This window comes from Candidatus Macondimonas diazotrophica (genome assembly GCF_004684205.1).
Taxonomy (GTDB): Bacteria; Pseudomonadota; Gammaproteobacteria; order UBA5335; family UBA5335; genus Macondimonas; species Macondimonas diazotrophica.
Map to the genome: position 1 here is coordinate 172,543 of NZ_SRIO01000001.1, position 18,590 is coordinate 191,132.

Consider the following 18,590-nt stretch of genomic DNA (forward strand, 5'->3'; position numbering starts at 1 on the left):
CCCCGAGCAGGCGGCGCGTGGAATCGTGATCTCAGGCCAGGACCATGCGCAAGCCGACCAGAACGCAAAATCCGGCAAAGATGGCGCGTACCCCGCGCTCGGGCAAGCGATGCGCCAGGCGCGCGCCATAAGGGGCGCACCACAGCGTCGCGATGCCCATGCCCGCCACCGCAGGCCAGTAGATGAAGCCGCTACTGCCTGGGGCCAACCCAGCCGCGGTGCGCCCGGCAATCAGGTAGCTGATCGTTCCGGAAATGGCGATGGGCAGCCCGCATGCCGCGGCGCCTCCGATGGCCGACTTCAGATCCAGTCCACGACGGGACAGGTAGGGCATGGTGAGCGAACCGCCGCCGATTCCGGTCAAGCCGGACAGCAGGCCGATGCCGCCGCCCGCGCCCATGAGCCGCCACGTACCGGGCAGCGCCCGGCCTGGATCGCGGCGCGGCGGGCGCAGGCTGCGCAGAGCGACGAACAGCAGGAATGCGCCAAACCCGCGGCGCAGCAGGGCGCCGGGCAGAACGGCAGCCAGACTGCCCGCCAGCAGCGTGCCCAGCACGATTCCCGGCGTCATCCGACTGACCACATGCCAGGGCACACTGCCACGCCGGTGATGGGCGAGAATCGAGGACACAGCGGTCAAGGCAATGGTGGCAAGCGACGTGCCGAGGGCTGTCTGCATGAGGACAGCCGAATCCACGCCCTGCGCGGGCAGCGTATAGACCAGGACCGGCACGAGAATCATGCCGCCCCCAATGCCCAGCAGGCCGCCCAGCAGCCCGGCGATGGCCCCGGCAATGACATAGAACACGAGAATTTCCAAAACACCTCGCTTTGGGCCGATCTTCCGGCTGCATGGCGCCACAGCGAATGAATTGTCCCATGAGTCGGCATGCGAATGGACGGGTGCCCACACAGGAGCAGATTGGATGAGCAGCAATTGGCACGGACGGACGAAAGTAGCTCTGGCAGCATTGCTGCTGGGAATCGCGGGATGTGCTCAGGAAGCGCCCGAACCACCGGTCACACCGGAGCCCGCCAACCCACAGGCCCAGGAAGCGCCAACCGGGCTTCCTCTGCAGGAGATTGCCGACGTGGATATCCCTTACCACAAAACGGTACTCGAAAACGGTTTGACCGTCATCGTTCATGAAGATCACAAGACCCCCATCGTCAGCGTCACGGTGTGGTACCACGTCGGATCGAAGAACGAAGTGGCCGGAAAGACCGGCTTCGCGCATCTGTTCGAACACCTCATGTTCAACGGCACCGAGCATTTCAATGACGACTACTTCCGCCCCCTGGAACAGGTCGGCGCCACGGAAATGAACGGCACCACCAGTCGTGACCGCACCAACTACTTCCAGAACGTCCCCACCCCGGCGCTGGATCTTGCTCTGTGGATGGAATCCGACCGCATGGGGCATCTGCTCGGGGCGATCGATCAGGGCAAGCTCGACGAACAACGCGCGGTGGTCAAGAACGAAAAGCGCCAGCGTGAAAGTGCACCGTACGGCAAGGTCTGGGAACAAATCGCCCAGAACACCTACCCGGCGGGCCATCCGTATTCCTGGACCACCATCGGCTCGATGGAGGATCTCGATAGAGCCACCGTCGAGGATGTCCACGAATGGTTCAAGACCTACTACGGTCCCAGCAATGCCGTGCTCGTGATCGCGGGCGACGTGGATACGGAAACCGCCATCGCCAAGGCACGTCAGGCCTTCGGCGCCATCCCGCCCGGCCCGCCGGTGACCCGGCCTGCCAAGAATTTCGCGCCGCTCGCCCAGCCACGCCGGATAACGCTGCAGGATCGGGTCGCCCAGGGCCGGCTTTATGCGGTCTGGAATGTGCCCGAATGGGGCCATGCGGACCTGCCCGCGCTCGATCTGGCGACCACGGTGCTCGGGGCCGGAAAAACATCCCGGCTGCACCGGCGGCTGGTGGAACAGGAACAGCTGGCCACCGATGTGAGCCTGGGGGTCGGCTCGGGCGAGCTGGGTTCGCAAATCTACCTCGTCGTGACCGCACGCCCGGATGTCGATCTCGCCCGCATCGAAGCGGTTGCGAACGAGGAACTGAGCCGGTTTGCCCAGGAAGGCCCCAGCCCGGATGAGCTCGAGCGCGCCCGCATGCGCGCACTGTCCGGCTTCCTGCGCGGCATCGAAAAGGTCGGCGGCTTCGCCGGCAAGGCGCAGATCCTCGCCGAAAGCCAAACCTTCAGCGGCAATCCGGAGTTCTGGAAGACCGACCTGACCCGGCTGCGCGAAGCAACACCCGGGCAATTGCAGGCGACGGTTCAAAAATGGCTGGGCGACAATCGTCTGACCATTACCGTCGAGCCGTATCCAGCCTATGCCGCGCTCGGTGAGGATGTGGATCGCGCCACATTACCCGCAACCGCCGCGCCACCGGACCTGGATTTCCCGGCGCTCGAACGCACGCGTCTGGATAACGGGCTGCAGATCGTTCTGGCGCGCCGACCCAACGCGCCGACCGTGGAGCTGGACCTGCTGGTCCCTGCCGGTTTTGCCAGCGACGATCCCAGCCGATCTGGATTGGCGGGTTTGACGCTGGACATGCTGGAAGAAGGCAGTAGTCGGCGCGACGCCCAGCAGATTGCTGCCGAAACGGAGCGCCTTGGTGCCACGATCGGTGTTTCGGCCACCCTGGATGCAGGGATCATCAGCCTGTCGTCCTTGCGCGAAACGCTCGAACCGTCGCTGGCGCTGTTCGCGGAAATCGTGCGTGACCCGGCATTCCCGGAAGACCGCCTGGCACTGCTGAAACAACAGCGGCTGGCCGACATCGCACAGGAAAAGACCCAGCCTTCGAGCATGGCACAACGCGTGTTGCCACCCCTGCTCTATGGCCCCGAGCATCCCTATGGCCAACCCCTGACCGGTAGTGGCTATGAGTCAGTGGTCCAGGATGCGACGGTGGAAAGCTTGCGGGATTTCTACAAACGGCATGTTCACCCCAAAGAGGCGGTGCTGGTCGCGGTGGGTGATATCGATCTGGACACCCTGCGACAGCAGGTGGAACAGGCGCTGGGCAGCTGGACGGCACCGGAGGATGCGGTAGTCGCCACGACGCTGCCCACGCCACCGTCGCCGGACAAGCCGCGTATTTTCCTCATCGACCGGCCGGACTACAGTCAGTCCATGATCATGGCCGGCGAACTGGTTCCGCCCACCGGCGCACCGGAGGATCTGGCCTTCCGCGCGGTCAATGCGGTACTCGGCGGCATGTTCACCTCCCGACTCAATTTCAACCTGCGGGAACAGAAGGGCTGGGCCTATGGCGCCGGCTCGAGACTGATCGATGCCAAGGGCCACCGACCCTGGATGCTCCACGCCCCGGTACAGCAGGACAAGACCGCTGCCGCGATGCGCGAGATATCCCGTGAAATCCATGGCATCATCAAATCCAGCCCCATAAGCAGCGATGAGCTGGACAAGGCACAGAAAAACATGACCTTGAAGCTGCCCGGTCAGTTCGAAACCGCTGCCCAGGTGGCCAGCGGCATCCAGAACATCACGCTCTATGATCTGTCCGATGACTACTATGATCGCTTCGTGCAGGACATCCGCGCGCTGACGCCAGATCAGACCAGCCAGGTTGCCCGTGACTGGATCGACCCGTCCCGCCTGACCTGGGTCGTGGTCGGCGATCTGCGGAAAATCGAGCCCGAGATCCGGGCGCTGGGCTGGGGCGAGGTAGAGATTGTGGATGCGGACGGCCGTCCCCGGAACGACGCTGCAGCGCCTGCCGAATAACCGTCGGCGCCGCTTCAGGAGGTGCGGGAATCCCGGCGCTGCGCTTCGACCTCGAGCGCGCCGGGAACCATGACCCGCGCCAGAACGATGCCCAGCTCATAGAGCAGATAGGTCGGCAAAGCCAGTAGTGATTGCGAAAACACATCCGGCGGTGTCAACAGCATCCCCGCAGCGAAAGCGCCGACCAGCACGTAAGGCCGGGCGCGGGTCATGGCCTGCGGCGTGGTGATCCCCGCCCAGGCCAACAGCACGGTGAGCACCGGAATCTGGAATGCGAGCCCGAACGCAAAAAACACCGTCAGGGTGAAATCCAGGTACGCGGCGATGTCGGTCATGACCGCCACCCCCTGCGGTGCCGTGCGCGTGATGAAACCGAACGTAATGGGCAACGCGACGAAGTACGCAAACGCGACCCCGGCGTAGAACAGCAGGATGCTCATCACCAGCATGGGATAGGCAAAGCGCTTCTCATGCTGATACAGCCCTGGCGCGACGAAAGACCAGATCTGCCAAAGCAGAACGGGCATGGCCAGAAAGATCGCGGTCACGGCGGCGAGCTTGAAGGGCGTGAGAAATGGGGTGACCACCTGCGTGGCAATCAGACTGTTGCCGGCGGGCAGTTTCGCCAGCAGCGGCGCGGCCAGCAGGGAAAACAGGTCATTGGCAAAAAACGCCAACGGCACCAACAAAATACCCACGACCCACAGGCAGCGCAACAGACGGCTGCGCAGCTCGATCAAGTGGCTCAGCAGCGGCTGATCGGTCAACCCCTGGGGATCGTCTGGGTTCATGGACGTGAATCCTGGTTCGCCGCATCCGGTGCGGAAGCGGCCGGGATTTCGGCTTCCTCGGCGGCGGACACAGCTGGCGGCTGAATCGAACGGCCCGCCATGGCATCGAGACTGCGCAACTCATCGCGGATGCCACGCAGATTGTGCAGGTCGGGATTATCCTTCAATTGCTGGCGCAGCTCGCTGACCTTGAGCTCACGCTCCAGCTCCTGCTGCGCCACGTGGGCCAAGCCCCGGATGCGCCGAACCCAGTAGCCCATCTGCCGGGCAGCCGCGGGCAGCCGCTCCGGGCCGAGGACCACCAGAGCCATTACGAAAACGAGGACCAGCTCCCAAAAGCCGATATCGAACATCCCGGCACTCCCCGATGGGTGCGCGCGACCCGCGGTTTCGGCGGGGTTACGCGAGCGGAATCAACCGGAGTGTGTCTCGTCCCGAACCCGGTCGGCCGTCTGGTCTGACGGACTCGACGAACCGGGCAAGGTGCCCGTGGACTTGGCGGTCGATTTTGCGCTCTCCTCGTCGGACATCGCCGATCTGAAGTTGCGGATGGCCGCACCCAAATCGCCACCCATGCTGCCCAAGCGCCGGGTCCCGAAGATCAGCACCACGATCACCAATAGAATCAGAAGCTGCCAAATACTGACGCCACCCAACATCGCCTTACTCCTTGCGCTGGGCGCTGTTGCCCCGCGCGGCCTTTTCCGTCAATCCTGAGACCCCGCTGCGCCGGGCCAGTTCAACCCACACGGCATCCGGATCCAGATCCAGATGTACCAAGAGCACCAGACTATGAAACCACAAGTCAGCGACTTCACGAATGACAGCATCGGGAACACCGTCCTTCGCCGCCATCACCGTCTCGGTCGCTTCCTCTCCGATTTTCTTGAGGATCGCGTCCAACCCCTTGGCATAGAGCTGGGCGACATACGACGTTTCCGGACTGGCCCCGCGCCGCGCTCGCAAGACCTCCACCAGCTCGTGATAATGCTGGAGCGCCGCCTCAGTCGCCATAGATTTCCTCTGGATCCTTGAGCACCGGGTCGACCGGCACCCAGCCCTGCCCCTCGGCCCAGCGGTGGTAGAAACAGCTGGCACGCCCGGTATGACAGGCGATCTCGCCCCTTTGGGTCACGCGCAGCAGCACGGCATCCCGATCACAATCGAGCCGCACCTCATGCACCTGTTGGACATGCCCGGAGCGCTCGCCTTTATGCCAAAGCCGCTGACGCGATCGCGACCAGTACACGGCTTCGCCCCGAGTCAGCGTCTCGCGCAGCGCATCACGGTTCATCCAGGCCAGCATCAACACCTGCCCCGTGGCGGCGTCCTGAGCGATCGCCGGCACCAGGCCATCCGGGTTCCAAGCGACGGACTCGACATCGATGCCCATCAAACGGCTTCCTTTGATTCGAGGCGTACCTCGATTCCCGACTCGGCGAGAAACCGCTTGGCTTCGGGAATCGTGTGCGTGCCGAAATGAAAGATACTGGCGGCCAGCACGGCATCGGCATGACCGACCAGAACGCCATCACGCAGGTGTTCAAGCCCCCCGACACCGCCTGACGCGATGATGGGAACTTCAACACGATGGGCAATGGCCTCATTGAGCGCATTGTCGAAACCCAACCCGGTTCCATCACGATCCATGCTGGTCACCAACAACTCACCAGCGCCGAGCTCAGCCATCCGTTCGGCCCAGGCCACGGCATCAAGACCGGTCGGCCGACGCCCACCGTGGGTGTAGATTTCCCACCGCGGAGCGGCCTCGGTGCCGGGTACGCGACGCGCATCGATGGCCACCACGATGCATTGGGAACCGAAATGATCGGCAGCCTCGCGGATGAAATCCGCACGCGCCACGGCGGCGCTATTGATCGAAACCTTATCCGCCCCGGCATTGAGCAGCCGCCGCACGTCGGCGCAGTGACGCACCCCGCCGCCGACAGTGAGCGGAATGAACACCTGCGCCGCAACGGCTTCCACCATATGAATCAGCGTGTCGCGTTCCTGGTGACTGGCCGTGATATCGAGGAAAGCGAGTTCGTCCGCACCCTGCTCATCGTAGCGACGCGCAATTTCCACCGGATCCCCGGCATCACGCAGTCCTTCGAAGCGCACACCCTTGACGACGCGCCCGCCGTCCACATCGAGACAGGGAATGATGCGCTTGGCAAGGGCCACTTCAGCCCCCCAGGCCGACGACGAGCCGCTGGGCAGCAGCCAGATCAAGAGACCCTTCATACAGCGCACGACCGATCACGGCGCCGATGACGCCTTCATCGGTCACGGCACACAATGCGCGAATGTCGTCCAGGCAGTGCACGCCACCCGAGGCGATCACCGGGACACGCACACTGCGCGCCAGCTCGACGGTGGCGTCCACGTTGACCCCGTCCATCATCCCGTCCCGACCGATGTCGGTGTAGATGATCGCTTCCACGCCATCGTCCTCCAGACGCCGGGCGACATCGATGACATCGTGGTGGGACAGCTTGGACCAGCCATCGATAGCGACCTTGCCGTTGCGGGCATCCAGGCCGACGATGATGTGTCCCGGAAACTCCATGCACAGATCGTTGATGAAATGGGGTGTGTTGACCGCCTTGGTACCGATGATGACGTAGCGTGCACCGGCATCCAGGTAGTCCTGAACCGTTTCCTCATCCCGAATTCCGCCCCCGATCTGCACCGGGACATCGGGATGGGCCGCACAGATGCGCGAGACGATCTCGCGGCTGACCGGCCGACCCTGCACTGCGCCATCCAGATCGACCAAATGCAGGCGCTTGGCACCCGTCTTGACCCAACGATCGGCGACCGCGACGGGATCATCGGAAAAAACGGTGACATCGTCCATTCGGCCCTGACGCAGGCGAACGCATTGACCGTCTTTGATGTCGATGGCGGGAATGAGCAGCATGACAGACCTCGGATCAGGAAACAGGCGCCGGAGTGGAACCATCCCAGCGGCTGAAATTGGCCAACAGGCGCAAGCCGGCATGCTGGCTTTTCTCTGGATGAAACTGTACCGCAAAAAAACTGCCCCGACCCATGGCAGCGGCGAACGGCACGCCATAATGGCTGACCGCCGCCACCTCGGCGGTTCCCGCCGGGGCATAGTAACTGTGCACGAAGTAAAACCGCGTTCCCGGTGGGATTCCTTCAAACAGGGGATGCGGTCGGGTGGGGTCGACGCGGTTCCACCCCATGTGCGGAATACGGATCGGGAGAAGCCCCGGCCCTTCCGGGATGCCAGCCGGGAACCGCTGCACCCGACCCGAAAACAGCCCCAGTCCCGGAGTGCCGCCGTTTTCCTCGCTAAACTCGAGCGCGGCCTGCAAGCCGAGGCAAACGCCCAGCGTGGGTTTCTCGCGGGCGAGCTCGGGGAGCAGCCCCAGCAGATCGCGCTGGGCCAGCTCGACCCGGCAATGGCCGATGGCGCCTTGGCCCGGAAAGACGATGCGATCGGCTGCGCGCAGTTCGGCAGCAGATTGGGTAATCAGAATCCGGGTATCGGGCGCGACGCGCTCCAAGGCCTTGGCCATGGAATGCAGGTTGCCCATTCCGTAATCCAGGATCGCGAGGGTCGGCATCGCGGTAATCCGATGAGGTTAAAGACTTCCCTTCGTGGAGGGGATGACCTGTGCCTGGCGTTCATCAAAGGCCGCAGCTTGGCGCAGCGCGCGACCAAAGGCCTTGAAAATGGTCTCGGCAATATGATGGGCGTTGCGCCCTTTCAGATTGTCGATGTGAACCGTGGCTTGGGCGTGGTTGACGAATCCCTGAAAAAACTCGCGGATCAGATCCACATCGAATGCACCAATCCGCGCGCGGGGATAATCCGCCGTGTACTCGAGGCCCGGCCGCCCGGAAAAATCAATCACCACCCGCGACAGCGCCTCATCCAGCGGAACATAGGCATGCCCGTAACGCACGATGCCTTTCTTGTCCCCCAGTGCCTGGGCCAGCGCCTGGCCGAGCGTGATGCCGACGTCCTCGACGGTGTGATGGGCGTCGACTTCAAGGTCACCCTGCGCCGCGATACTGAGATCGAGCGCTCCATGGCGGGCAATCTGGTCGAGCATGTGGTCGAAAAACGGCAAGCCAGTGGCCAAGCGCGAAACGCCACTGCCGTCCAGATTCAACTCGACACTGATCCGGGTTTCAAGCGTGCCTCGTTCAACACGGGCGATACGGGCGGACATGATGTGACAAAACTAGGTCATCGGGGGAGGATCCTCGAGTTTGAACAATTCGCATCGGCACGTCAACGAACACCGAGCGGAACATCCTCCTGCCGACCGGGAGCGGCGCTGACTTTCACAGTGGAGATGGGATAATCCTGCTCTCGCCCCCAGCGGCACCGCCAAACGCGCGGGGCCGCACCACTACATCCGGAGAGTGCGCGATCATGCTGGAAATCCGCGAACGCCTGGCGCCCGATGAGTCGACAGGCGAATGCCCCGCAGGAGGCACCCTCACGTTGGCGTTCGATGCGCGCCAGCGCAGCCGTCAGCGCGTGCGCCTGGACGATGGCCGGGAATATGCCTTGCTATTGCCGCGCGGGACGGTCTTGCAACACGGCGATCGGCTGCGCGACGCACACGGCCGGATCGTAACCGTGTGCGCTGCCAAGGAAGCGGTGTCGACCGTGCACACGGCCGATCCGCTGCAATTGGCGCGGGCCTGCTACCACCTGGGCAATCGCCATGTCCCGCTGCAGATCACCGCCCACTGGCTCCGTTACCGGCATGATCATGTGCTGGATGATCTGGCCATTCGGCTGGGACTCACCGTCACTCATGAGCAGGCCCGATTCGAACCAGAATCCGGCGCCTACGACGAGGGGGGCGGTCACGCGCATCACCACCACCCGGCGATGCACCCCAGCCCATGACCAGCGGGCTGGACGAGACTGGCTTGCTGCGCCTCATGCAGCTGACCAGCCCGAGCCTGCCGATCGGCGCCTTTGCCTGGTCGCAGGGCCTCGAATCAGCCGTTGACCAAGGCTGGATCCGTACCGAAGCCCAGGCCGCCGCATGGCTGGATGGCGTCCTGACGCATGGCCTGGCCTATCTGGATATCCCGGTACTCCGGCGGCTGCACGAGGCCCTGACGATCGAACGCTTTGAGCTCGCCGCATCATGGAACGCGTGGCTGCTGGCATGCCGCGAAAGCCGTGAACTGTGGGAGGAAGACACCCAGATCGGCGCGGCACTGGGCCGATTGCTGGTCAGTCTGGACGCACCGGTGATGCAGCAATGGCAAACCCGGCACGGCCAAGCGCCTCTGAGCTACGCCGCGGCCTTCGCACTGGCCGCAGTGCACGCAAGACTGACCGCTCGCACGACCGCGGTGGGCTACCTCTGGGCCTTCAGCGAGAACCAGGCTGCTGCACTCATCAAACTGGGCGTATTGGGCCAGACCGGCGCCCAGCGTCTACTGGGCCGACTGCACGCCGTCATCGGCGCCGGCGTGGAACAAGCGTGGTCGCTTCCCGACGATGCGTTGGGCGCCAGCCTGTCTGGCCAGGCCCTGGCCAGCGCCTGGCATGAACACCAGCACAGCCGATTGTTCCGGTCCTGACCGGCGGCCGCGTGATCGTGCGCCGCTGCCCGATCACCGATTTGCCGCCGGCTTTCCCTGCTGCAAAGCGCGTGCGACCCGCTTGCCCGCTGCATCGCTCAGCACAATGGCCCGCAGGGCGCCGGGGTATAGCCGACCCGCCTCGCGCAACCGTGCAAAGGCCGCGCTGTCCACATCCGGGTGCAGCACGCGATAGTCCACGCCATCGCGCAATGCGAGCGCCTTGAAGGCGCGAAACGCGCTGCCCTTGGCCAATCCCGCCTGCTCATCGAGCTCCCGCAGCGTATGCCCGCCTTTGGGATCGAACGGAAGCTGCTCGGATAGCGGGACCGGCAAGTTCGGCTCCGGACACTGGGCAGCGCCGGGCCTTACCGTTCGGCTCCCGCCCCCCATTCCTCGGCCATTCGCTTCAGCTGGTCCATATCCATCTGCCCCATTCCGGGGATATCGACGGTATTCTTGCCTTGCGCCGGGCATTGTCCCAACCATCGTCCCGAGACTTCCGTGATCGCGACGACCTGATTTCCTTCCAGGGTCTCGACGCGTGACTCGAACGCATCCTCGCTGACGCGGCGCCCCTGGCCTCGCAGGTGCACCGTTTTGCCATCCTCCTCACACGCATACTCGAAGCGCGTGGTTGCACCGGTGGCCTTTTGTGAAATTACCTTGCATTCGGATGGAACGTCCGAACTGGCAAGATTCCTTTCGGCCTTGGCAGCGGTTTCCTCATCCACGCAGGTGCGGATCACAGGCAGGGCCTGTCCGTTGTGGCGGGTCGTCATCTCCCATTGACCGGCCTTGGTCGCGTAAGGAGACAACTCGGCCGCCGTCGCGGGCAAAGTCACGATCCCCATCAGAGCGAACAGCACTCTCGGTTTCATAAAGCCCTCATTGGATCAATCCGATTGATGGGGGCATTCTACCCGCGAACTGCGGAATCGCCAGCCGGTATGCCGGCCCCGCTCAGCCCGCTGGAACGAATCGGCGCGACGGGTCGCCATCTGGCGGAGCCTCCACCTGAACGCAGTTTCGCCCGGCCGCCTTTGCGCGGTAGAGCGCGCGGTCTGCGCGATCCAGAGCCGTCTCGATTGATTCGCCGGGGACGTATTCGGTCACCCCGATGGATGCCGTCACGCTCACGTTGACCGGCATCGAGCGGGCGCCGTCCAACTCGATCTGCAGGCGCAACCGCTCCGCCGTGTCGGCGGCACGCGCCAGCGGTGTTTCGCTCAACAGAACCAGAAACTCCTCGCCGCCGTAACGCCCGAGAATATCGCCGACCCGGATCTGCTGGCGCAGCACCTCCGCCACCACCTGCAAGGCACGATCCCCAACCAGATGGCCGTGCTGGTCGTTAATGCGCTTGAAATAGTCGAGGTCCAGCATGCACAGACTGAATCGATACTGCCCGCGATCGGCAATCGCCTTTTGATGCATCAGCAGATCGATCAGATGCCGGCGATTGAACGTGCCGGTCAGATCATCCTGAATGGCGATTTGGCGAATTTGCTCCAGCGCGTGTTCCAGACGCCGATTGCCCTCAACCAGTCGCCGCCGCAAGGTGCTGATGTGTCCGCCCAGAACCGCAAACCACGGCAGCAATCCCCCGAGCACCAACAATTGGGCAAACAGATCCATGAAGGCGATCGATTCGGGATGATTCAACTTGAGAAGCACCGCCATGGCGCTGAAGCAAGCCACCGTATAGGCACTCAGGCCGAGCAGCTGGCGAGTATTGAGATGAAACAGGCCGAATGTCATGACGGCCAGATAGAAAATCGACATGAGGCCGCGATAAGATCCCGCGAAGTACATCAGAAACGTGATCAATGCGATGCCGGAAGCCATTTGGGGAATGGTCAGGCTGGGGTCGGCGAAGCGCAGATTGGCGCCGCTACGGAACAGCAGGTAGAAAACGCTGTTGGTTCCGAGAGCCAGCGCCATGAACATCAGCACCACATCGGCCGTTACCGGAATGATGCCGCCGCCAAGCACACTGACGGCCAGCAGCAGAAGGCCACCGATAAGATAGGAAGCGGCCGCCAGAGAATAACGCTGAATCCGGAGCTGCTGCGCTTTTTGTTCGAATTGTTGGTTCTTCGACATGAACAGCGCCGCCTCCATGCGACGCACCACGTGCATTGGCAAGTCTATTGAATATGCTACTTTAACAGCCCACTGACCGATCGCCCAACGCAGGTCCCCCATGATTGCCTTCGAGCTGAATGGAAAGCCCGTCGAAATCGCGGCAGATTCACAAAAACCGCTGCTTTGGGTGTTGCGGGAAGATTGCAAATCGACCGGCACCAAATTTGGCTGCGGCATGGCGCTGTGCGGCGCATGTACCGTTCACCTAAACGGCTCACCGATTCGATCGTGCGTGACACCGCTCGCCGTTGTTGCGGGACAAAGCGTTACAACGATCGAAGGACTCGCGGGATCCAATCTCCATCCTGTCCAGCGCGCCTGGCTGGAAACGGACGTGCCCCAATGCGGCTACTGCCAATCCGGGCAGATCATGTCGGCCGCCGCTCTGCTCGCCGGCAACCCGGATCCCAGCGATGCCGAAATCGACCAGGCCATGGCGGGCAACATCTGCCGCTGCGGAACCTACCACCGAATCCGCCAAGCCATCCGTCGGGCCGCCGCGCTGACACGGGAGGGCTGAGCCATGAGCGCGCCGACGGACCTCAACCGCCGCCAGTTCCTGCAGCTCACAGCCGCGACCGGCGGCGCGCTGGTACTGGGCCTGCAACTCACCGGCTGTGGTCCGGAACCGGTGGTGGACGCGCAGGGCCGCTTCGCGCCCAATGCCTGGATCCGCATCGATCCAGATGACACCATCACTTTGCTGGTGGGCCGCTCAGAGATGGGACAAGGCGTTCTCACCGCGCTGTCCATGCTGATCGCCGAGGAACTGGAAGTCGACCTCGCAGCGGTCTCCGTCGCCTTTGCCCCGGCCGATCGCGCCTATGACAACCCCATGATGTTCATTCAGGCCACCGGTGGCAGTACCTCGGTCATGACCTCCTGGGAGCCGCTGCGGCAGGCCGGCGCCACCGCGCGGGAGATGCTGCGGGCTGCCGCCGCGGCGCGCTGGCAGGTGCCGGTGGCGGAATGTCGCGCCGAGGCCGGGGCCATCCATCATGACGCCAGCGGTCGCTCGGTCCGCTATGGCACACTCACTGCGGATGCCGCACGCCAACCCGTCCCGCGCCAAGTCGCACTGAAAGCGCGGGATGCGTTCCGCCTCATCGGCCACGACCAACGCCGGCTCGACGCCTTGGAAAAGGTCACCGGCCGGGCGCAGTTTGGAATCGATGTCGACCTGCCGGATCTGCTCGTCGCCTGTATCGCCCGCCCACCGGTCTTCGGCGCCCGCCTGCAACACTTCGATGCCACTGCTGCGCAGGCCGTGCCCGGTGTTCGGGAAGTGTTCACCATTCCCGCGGGAGTCGCCGTGCTGGCCGAGGGCTACTGGGCCGCGCGCACGGGTCGCGACGCATTGAGGATCACCTGGGAACCGCCGGCCGCCGCGGCCGCCGACAGCCCCGAGGTCAGTACCGCACTGCGCGCACTCGTCGCCGAATCCGGCCTGCGCGTCCGCCAGGATGGCAATCCGCTGGAGGTGCTGGCGCAGGCGCCGCAAACGCTCGAGGCGCACTACGAAGTGCCGCTGCTGGCGCATGCCACCATGGAGCCGATGAACGCCACGGCCTGGGTGCATGACGGCCGCTGCGAGGTGTGGGCGCCGACGCAGAACCAAGGCGGCGCGCGCGACACCGCCGCAGCACTGACCGGTCTTGCCGTGGCCGATGTCACCGTGCACACCACGCATCTCGGCGGCGGATTCGGTCGCCGGGTGGCGAACGACTTCATCGCCGAAGCCGTGGCCTGCGCACTCAAGACCCCGCACCCCGTCAAAGTGATCTGGACGCGCGAAGACGACACCGCACACGATTACTACCGTCCGCCGGTCATCCATCACTTCACCGCCGGATTGGATGGAGAGGGCGAGCCCCTCGCCTGGCGGCACCGCGTGGCCGGGCCCTCGATCATCGCCCAGGCCGTGCCTGATCTGGCGCCGGCGGCGCTGCCGAATCGGGCGCCGCGCCTGATCAAGAATGTCGTCGCCCGCAGCATGGCGCTGGCCACAGGAATGATTCCCGATTTCGTCGGCTTTGAAGGCGCGCGCGAGAACCCCTATGCCATCCCCAATCTGCGCGTCGAGTTCGCGACCCTGCGGCCCTACACGGTGCCGCTCGGCTTCTGGCGCTCGGTGGGCCATTCCCACAGCGCGTTTGCGGTGGAAAGCTTCATCGACGAGCTGGCTGCGCAGCGCGGAGCGGACCCGGTCACGTTCCGGCGACGGCTGCTGCGCGATCACCCCCGGCACCGGGCCGTGCTGGAACAGCTGGCCACGGCCAGCAACTGGGAAGCGTCACTTCCGCCGGGACAGGGACGGGGAATCGCGCTGCACGAGTCGTTCGGCAGCATCGTCGGTGAGGTTGCCGAGGTCGTGGTCGCGCCGGATGGTGCGGTGCGCGTCCAGCGCGTGGTGATCGCCGTCGACTGTGGCCAGGTCGTCAATCCGCTCACGGTGCGCGCGCAGATGGAAGGCGGCATGGCCTATGGCCTCAGCGCTGCACTGTTCGGTGCCATTACCATCCGGGACGGCGCCGTGGTCGAAGGCAATTTCGACCGCTACCGAGTGTTGCGCATGAACGAGATGCCGCAGGTGGAGGTCCACATCGTGGACAGCGGCGCGGCGCCGGGCGGTGTGGGTGAACCGGCAACACCACCGATTGCGCCCGCCGTCTGCAACGCGATCTTCGCCGCCACCGGCGTGCGCATCCGCCGTCTGCCCATTGATCCTGCCCTGCTCAAATCAGCCTGAGCCCGTTCCCTGCCGGAGGCGCGCCATGCAAGCCATTCGCATGCACCAGACCGGGGGCCCGGAAGTCTTTGCCCTCGAAACGCTGCCCGATCCTGCCCCTGTGCCAGGGGAGGTGCTCATTGACGTCGAGGCCGTCGGCGTCAATTTCATCGACTGTTATCACCGGAGCGGCCTGTATCCCCAGCCACTGCCGTTCACGCCCGGCGTGGAAGGGGCGGGGACCGTGTGCGCCCTCGGCACCGGCGTCACTGATTGGCAGATCGGGGATCGCGTGGCCTGGGCAGGCGTGCCGGGCAGCTACGCCGAACGGATCGTCGTGCCCACCGATCGGTTGGTGCCGATCCCGGCCACGCTGACCGCCGAGCAGGCAGCTGCCGCGCTGCTGCAGGGCCTCACTGCGCGCGTCCTGACCACCGAAACCTGCCCGCTCGCACCCGGCGACTCCGTGCTGATTCATGCCGGCGCGGGCGGGATGGGGCGACTGCTGATCCAGTTGGCACGGGCGCGCGGCGCACGGGTCATCACCACCGTCGGGCATGCCGACAAGATCCCGCTGGCTCGCGCGGCCGGCGCCGAGCGGGTGATCGATCGCCGCCATGAGGATGTGCTGACCGCCTGCCGGGACTGGACGGCGGGGAAAGGCGTGCGGGCCGTGTTCGACGGCATCGGCGAGGCGACTTTCGACACCTCGCTGGCTGCCCTGGCCCGGCGCGGCATGCTGGTGCTGTTCGGTCAGGCCAGCGGCCCGGTACCGCCCGTCGACCCTGCCCGCCTGGCAGCCGGATCGCTGTTCCTCACCCGTCCCAGCCTGTTCCATTACATCGCCGAGCCCACCGCACTGCGCGCGCATGCAACAGCCGTTTTCGCCGCGCTTGCCGCCGGCGAGCTGCAGCTCCTGATCCACCAGACACTGACCCTCAGTGACGCGGCGGCCGCCCATCGGGCGCTGGAAAGCGGCCAAACCGTCGGCAAGCTCCTGCTCATCCCGTAGCCGTGCACGCATGCGAGCGTCGATCAGACGCAATCGCCCGGCGCCCCCTCGACCATATGCGCAAGTCCAACAGCCCGCTAAAACGCCTGTGCGCTCGCGGGGGCCTGCATGGGCATGAACGCAATGCCGTCCACCTCTTGGCGAGGCCCAACGACCACAAACCCGAACCGCTGGTATACCGCTACGGCGTTGGGGCTGGCGTTGACCGTCAGGGACATCGCATCGGGTGCTGCAGCCGCCCGGATGGCGCTCCAGAGGGACCGGGCAATACCCCGACGTTGATGAGATGGCGCGACGAAAAGATGGAAAAGATGGCAACCATCCCGGAGCGCCGCTGCTGCCAGAAGCGCTGCACCCTGATCAGCCACCAAATAGTGAAAGCGCGGATGGCTGATATAGGTCCGAATCGCTTGCGGCGTCACGCCTGTAAAAAAGCGCTCCGCCCCCTTTCCACTCGGTTCCAACAGAAAATGTTGCGCCAAGCCCATGATGAGGGCACTGATGGCTTCCGCATCCTCGGGAACGGCACGGCGGATATTCATGGCACTTCATCAAACCTCTGACTGCGATCTCATGCGGGCGGATGGACAGTGACCGCTTCCATTTTAGAGCCAGGCCATTTCTTCAATGCGATCGCGTGGCGGCGCGCTGCCTGAACAGGCACATACTGATCAGGGTGAACGCCATCAGTGCTGCCGAGGCGAAATAGCGGCTCAGCGCCAGACCGCCATCGCTCAGCGGCTTGTCCAGAAGGTCCCCCACCACCGTGCCCAGCGGACGTGTCAGGATGAACGCGGCCCAGAACAGCAGCGTGTGCGACCGGCGGGGTCCGCAGTCCAGTCGCCCAAGGCCGTGCCCAGGGTCTGCGAGAACATGATCGTTGTCCAGTAAAACGCTTCGGCTTTCGGAGCACTGACGGCGACGCTACCCAGGGTGCGCGGTGCCACCCCCACAGCGAACCGAGCAGCAGGGCCAGTAGCATGCTCGATCCGCCCACATAGCCCATACCCAGGGATCGGTCGGCAAAATCGGCCATGTGGGTACCGACTGTCGTCGCGGCGATGATCGTGGCCCGGTACAGAAAGGGATGGAACGCTCATGCCCGGATCTGAGCCATGACCGCCGCCCGAAAAATTCCGGCCAATACGGCCGTACCGATGAGATAACCGAGGTTCATGGGCATCGACATCGCATCACCCGCGGTTTCGCCGAGGGTGGTGGCGGCGATCTTGATGACCCAGAAGCCCAAAGTGGTTTCGGGAACCTTGCTGAGCGCACGGGGCGACTCTGCAGAGCGCGAGTTGGTCATTGATCTCGTCATCCGCGGCGCAACGGAAAGGCTGCTTGGCCACAAAGCCGCTCTTAAAGGCGAGAGGTGCCGGAGAGGGTCGCAGCATGGGAAGCGAATCGCGGCGACGAGTCACCGTGCCGGCGGGATGGTGCGCGCCTGATCCAGCGCGGCGCAAACCGCGCGAGCCCCATCCAGCAGGCGGGGACCGGCTCGCTGCAGCCAGTCCGGATTGATGACATGGAGATTGCCCGAACGAACCGCGGGCAACTGCGGCCAGTTGCGCCACTGCGCCAGCCAGGCCGGTTTCACATCGCCCATCCCACCAGTCAGGATGACTTCAGGCGCCGTTGCCAGCACTGCTTCGAGCGACACGGTCGGCGTGGGCGCCTTCAACGCTGCGAAAACATTGGTCCCGCCGCACAGGTCGATGATCTGGCTGATCCAGTGATCACCGCCGACCGTCATGATCGGCGCGTCCCAGACCTGGTAGAAAACGCTGACCCGGCGCGCATTCCGGTGGCTTTCAGCCAGCGCCGCCAGCCCCACCTCGAAGGTGCGCGCAGCAGCTTCGGCGGAATCACGGGTACCGGCCAGCCGGCCCAATTGCCGAATCGCGCGCGGGATATCGGCCAGGGTGCGCGGATCGGTACGATAGACGGCGACACCCAGTCCGGCAAGCAAGTCCAGTTCGGCTGGCTGGTTACCGCCCTGCCAGCCGACCACCAAATTCGGGCGCAAGGCTAGAATGGCTTCGGTATCGACCCCGGTATAGCTGCCCACCGACGGCAAGCGGCGGGCGGCGGGCGGATGGTTGCTGTAGGCCACCACCCCCACTACGCGGTCACCGGCGCCGGCGGCGAACAGCAGCTCGGTGATGTGCGGCGCCAGGCTGACAATGCGGCGCGCAGGCTCGGCCAGTTCGATCGGGAGACTGGTGTCGTCGACGACGCGCACCTGAGCGTGCACGGGCGCGCCAAGCAGCAGGGCCCACCACATCACCTGCGCCACGTGCCACCAGCGCCGAGCCGGAGTCCGGCCCGCCGCTTTGGCCGGTTCAAGCCCTCCGGTACCGATCGTGCGATCCGGGCCGCTTTGCGGAACAGCGCTCTGCCCGAGCCCGAGCGCCCGGCGCCTCGACCCGACCGCAGCAGTTGCCGGCAGAGCCCCGCCAAGCGAATTGCCCACATGCACGACGTGCATTAGGATGAAACCCCTTTTCCTCCGAGGCTGGGCGCCGACACACGGCGATGTGCAG

Annotated in this window: 24 protein-coding genes; 6 read left to right on the forward strand and 18 right to left on the reverse strand. The window is 64.6% G+C overall.

All coding sequences use genetic code 11. The features are described from left to right. Positions 1 to 31 precede the first annotated feature (31 nt). A complete protein-coding gene (locus tag E4680_RS00870; protein WP_167792310.1) occupies positions 32 to 820 on the reverse strand; it encodes a sulfite exporter TauE/SafE family protein in 789 nt (262 codons plus the stop codon). A gap of 106 nt (positions 821 to 926) precedes the next feature. Between E4680_RS00870 and E4680_RS00875 the strand changes: the two genes are divergently transcribed. Then, a complete protein-coding gene (locus tag E4680_RS00875; RefSeq protein WP_135280482.1) occupies positions 927 to 3,776 on the forward strand; it encodes a M16 family metallopeptidase in 2,850 nt (949 codons plus the stop codon). 14 nt (positions 3,777 to 3,790) lie between these two features. Here E4680_RS00875 and tatC read toward each other — a convergent pair whose 3' ends face one another. The 9 genes from tatC to hisB are packed head-to-tail and all read right to left on the reverse strand — an operon-like array spanning position 3,791 to position 8,775. Next, the gene (tatC, locus tag E4680_RS00880; RefSeq protein WP_135280483.1) at positions 3,791 to 4,567 is read right to left on the reverse strand and encodes a twin-arginine translocase subunit TatC; all 777 of its coding nucleotides are present in this window, start codon (positions 4,565 to 4,567) and stop codon (positions 3,791 to 3,793) included. After that, the gene (tatB, locus tag E4680_RS00885) at positions 4,564 to 4,920 is read right to left on the reverse strand and encodes a Sec-independent protein translocase protein TatB (protein WP_135280484.1); all 357 of its coding nucleotides are present in this window, start codon (positions 4,918 to 4,920) and stop codon (positions 4,564 to 4,566) included. Before tatB ends, tatC begins: the two co-directional genes overlap by 4 nt. A 60-nt stretch (positions 4,921 to 4,980) precedes the next feature. After that, positions 4,981 to 5,226: a twin-arginine translocase TatA/TatE family subunit gene (gene tatA, locus E4680_RS00890; RefSeq protein WP_135280485.1), complete on the reverse strand. Its 246-nt coding sequence runs from the start codon at positions 5,224 to 5,226 to the stop codon at positions 4,981 to 4,983. A 4-nt stretch (positions 5,227 to 5,230) separates the two neighbouring features. After that, entirely contained in the window at positions 5,231 to 5,581 is a 351-nt protein-coding gene (locus E4680_RS00895) for a phosphoribosyl-ATP diphosphatase (RefSeq protein ID WP_135280486.1), read from the reverse strand. Then, positions 5,571 to 5,960 (reverse strand): phosphoribosyl-AMP cyclohydrolase, encoded by a 390-nt coding sequence (gene hisI / locus E4680_RS00900; RefSeq protein WP_135280487.1) that lies wholly within the window; start codon positions 5,958 to 5,960, stop codon positions 5,571 to 5,573. The genes E4680_RS00895 and hisI overlap by 11 nt, the downstream gene beginning before the upstream one ends. Then, positions 5,960 to 6,751 carry an imidazole glycerol phosphate synthase subunit HisF gene (gene hisF / locus E4680_RS00905; RefSeq protein ID WP_135280615.1) on the reverse strand — a complete coding sequence of 264 codons (792 nt, stop codon included), beginning with the start codon at positions 6,749 to 6,751 and terminating at the stop codon, positions 5,960 to 5,962. Before hisF ends, hisI begins: the two co-directional genes overlap by 1 nt. A gap of 1 nt (position 6,752) precedes the next feature. After that, the gene (hisA, locus tag E4680_RS00910) at positions 6,753 to 7,490 is read right to left on the reverse strand and encodes a 1-(5-phosphoribosyl)-5-[(5-phosphoribosylamino)methylideneamino]imidazole-4-carboxamide isomerase (RefSeq protein WP_135280488.1); all 738 of its coding nucleotides are present in this window, start codon (positions 7,488 to 7,490) and stop codon (positions 6,753 to 6,755) included. Positions 7,491 to 7,503: 13 nt separating this feature from the next. Next, entirely contained in the window at positions 7,504 to 8,163 is a 660-nt protein-coding gene (gene hisH, locus E4680_RS00915; protein WP_135280489.1) for an imidazole glycerol phosphate synthase subunit HisH, read from the reverse strand. A gap of 18 nt (positions 8,164 to 8,181) precedes the next feature. After that, complete coding sequence (gene hisB / locus E4680_RS00920) at positions 8,182 to 8,775, reverse strand: imidazoleglycerol-phosphate dehydratase HisB (RefSeq protein ID WP_135280490.1); 594 nt, start codon at positions 8,773 to 8,775, stop codon at positions 8,182 to 8,184. Positions 8,776 to 8,981: 206 nt separating this feature from the next. On the opposite strand from hisB, the gene ureE reads away from it, so the two are divergent. After that, a complete protein-coding gene (gene ureE, locus E4680_RS00925) occupies positions 8,982 to 9,467 on the forward strand; it encodes an urease accessory protein UreE (RefSeq protein ID WP_135280491.1) in 486 nt (161 codons plus the stop codon). Beyond that, positions 9,464 to 10,156 (forward strand): urease accessory protein UreF, encoded by a 693-nt coding sequence (locus tag E4680_RS00930; protein WP_135280492.1) that lies wholly within the window; start codon positions 9,464 to 9,466, stop codon positions 10,154 to 10,156. Before ureE ends, E4680_RS00930 begins: the two co-directional genes overlap by 4 nt. Before the next feature lie 33 nt (positions 10,157 to 10,189). On the opposite strand, the gene E4680_RS00935 is transcribed toward E4680_RS00930, so the two are convergent. From E4680_RS00935 to E4680_RS00945, 3 genes are all read right to left on the reverse strand, one after another. Continuing rightward, complete coding sequence (locus tag E4680_RS00935; protein ID WP_135280493.1) at positions 10,190 to 10,492, reverse strand: hypothetical protein; 303 nt, start codon at positions 10,490 to 10,492, stop codon at positions 10,190 to 10,192. A gap of 32 nt (positions 10,493 to 10,524) precedes the next feature. Beyond that, a complete protein-coding gene (locus tag E4680_RS00940; RefSeq protein WP_135280494.1) occupies positions 10,525 to 11,037 on the reverse strand; it encodes a DUF3617 domain-containing protein in 513 nt (170 codons plus the stop codon). Positions 11,038 to 11,119: 82 nt separating this feature from the next. Next, positions 11,120 to 12,262: a GGDEF domain-containing protein gene (locus E4680_RS00945; RefSeq protein WP_167792311.1), complete on the reverse strand. Its 1,143-nt coding sequence runs from the start codon at positions 12,260 to 12,262 to the stop codon at positions 11,120 to 11,122. A 100-nt stretch (positions 12,263 to 12,362) separates the two neighbouring features. Between E4680_RS00945 and E4680_RS00950 the strand changes: the two genes are divergently transcribed. From E4680_RS00950 to E4680_RS00960, 3 genes are read left to right on the forward strand one after another with little or no spacing between them, the layout of a single operon-like run. Then, the gene (locus E4680_RS00950) at positions 12,363 to 12,824 is read left to right on the forward strand and encodes a (2Fe-2S)-binding protein (protein ID WP_135280496.1); all 462 of its coding nucleotides are present in this window, start codon (positions 12,363 to 12,365) and stop codon (positions 12,822 to 12,824) included. 3 nt (positions 12,825 to 12,827) lie between these two features. Further along, positions 12,828 to 15,053 (forward strand): xanthine dehydrogenase family protein molybdopterin-binding subunit, encoded by a 2,226-nt coding sequence (locus E4680_RS00955; protein ID WP_135280497.1) that lies wholly within the window; start codon positions 12,828 to 12,830, stop codon positions 15,051 to 15,053. A gap of 25 nt (positions 15,054 to 15,078) precedes the next feature. Beyond that, positions 15,079 to 16,044 carry a quinone oxidoreductase family protein gene (locus E4680_RS00960; protein ID WP_135280498.1) on the forward strand — a complete coding sequence of 322 codons (966 nt, stop codon included), beginning with the start codon at positions 15,079 to 15,081 and terminating at the stop codon, positions 16,042 to 16,044. Between the two features lie 77 nt (positions 16,045 to 16,121). Here the strand turns inward: E4680_RS00960 and E4680_RS00965 are convergent, their stop codons facing one another. The 5 genes from E4680_RS00965 to E4680_RS00975 all read right to left on the reverse strand — a co-directional run bounded on the left by E4680_RS00965 (position 16,122) and on the right by E4680_RS00975 (position 18,535). Then, positions 16,122 to 16,586 (reverse strand): GNAT family N-acetyltransferase, encoded by a 465-nt coding sequence (locus E4680_RS00965; protein WP_135280499.1) that lies wholly within the window; start codon positions 16,584 to 16,586, stop codon positions 16,122 to 16,124. An 82-nt stretch (positions 16,587 to 16,668) separates the two neighbouring features. After that, the gene (locus E4680_RS14425) at positions 16,669 to 16,806 is read right to left on the reverse strand and encodes a hypothetical protein (protein ID WP_240696062.1); all 138 of its coding nucleotides are present in this window, start codon (positions 16,804 to 16,806) and stop codon (positions 16,669 to 16,671) included. 20 nt (positions 16,807 to 16,826) lie between these two features. Continuing rightward, positions 16,827 to 16,919, reverse strand: a complete 93-nt coding sequence (locus E4680_RS14525) for a hypothetical protein (protein WP_276605598.1) — start codon at positions 16,917 to 16,919, stop codon at positions 16,827 to 16,829. A 221-nt stretch (positions 16,920 to 17,140) separates the two neighbouring features. Next, positions 17,141 to 17,353: a COG4705 family protein gene (locus E4680_RS14260; RefSeq protein ID WP_205688690.1), complete on the reverse strand. Its 213-nt coding sequence runs from the start codon at positions 17,351 to 17,353 to the stop codon at positions 17,141 to 17,143. Positions 17,354 to 17,464: 111 nt separating this feature from the next. Beyond that, positions 17,465 to 18,535 (reverse strand): cobalamin-binding protein, encoded by a 1,071-nt coding sequence (locus E4680_RS00975; RefSeq protein ID WP_205688691.1) that lies wholly within the window; start codon positions 18,533 to 18,535, stop codon positions 17,465 to 17,467. Positions 18,536 to 18,590: the final 55 nt, after the last annotated feature.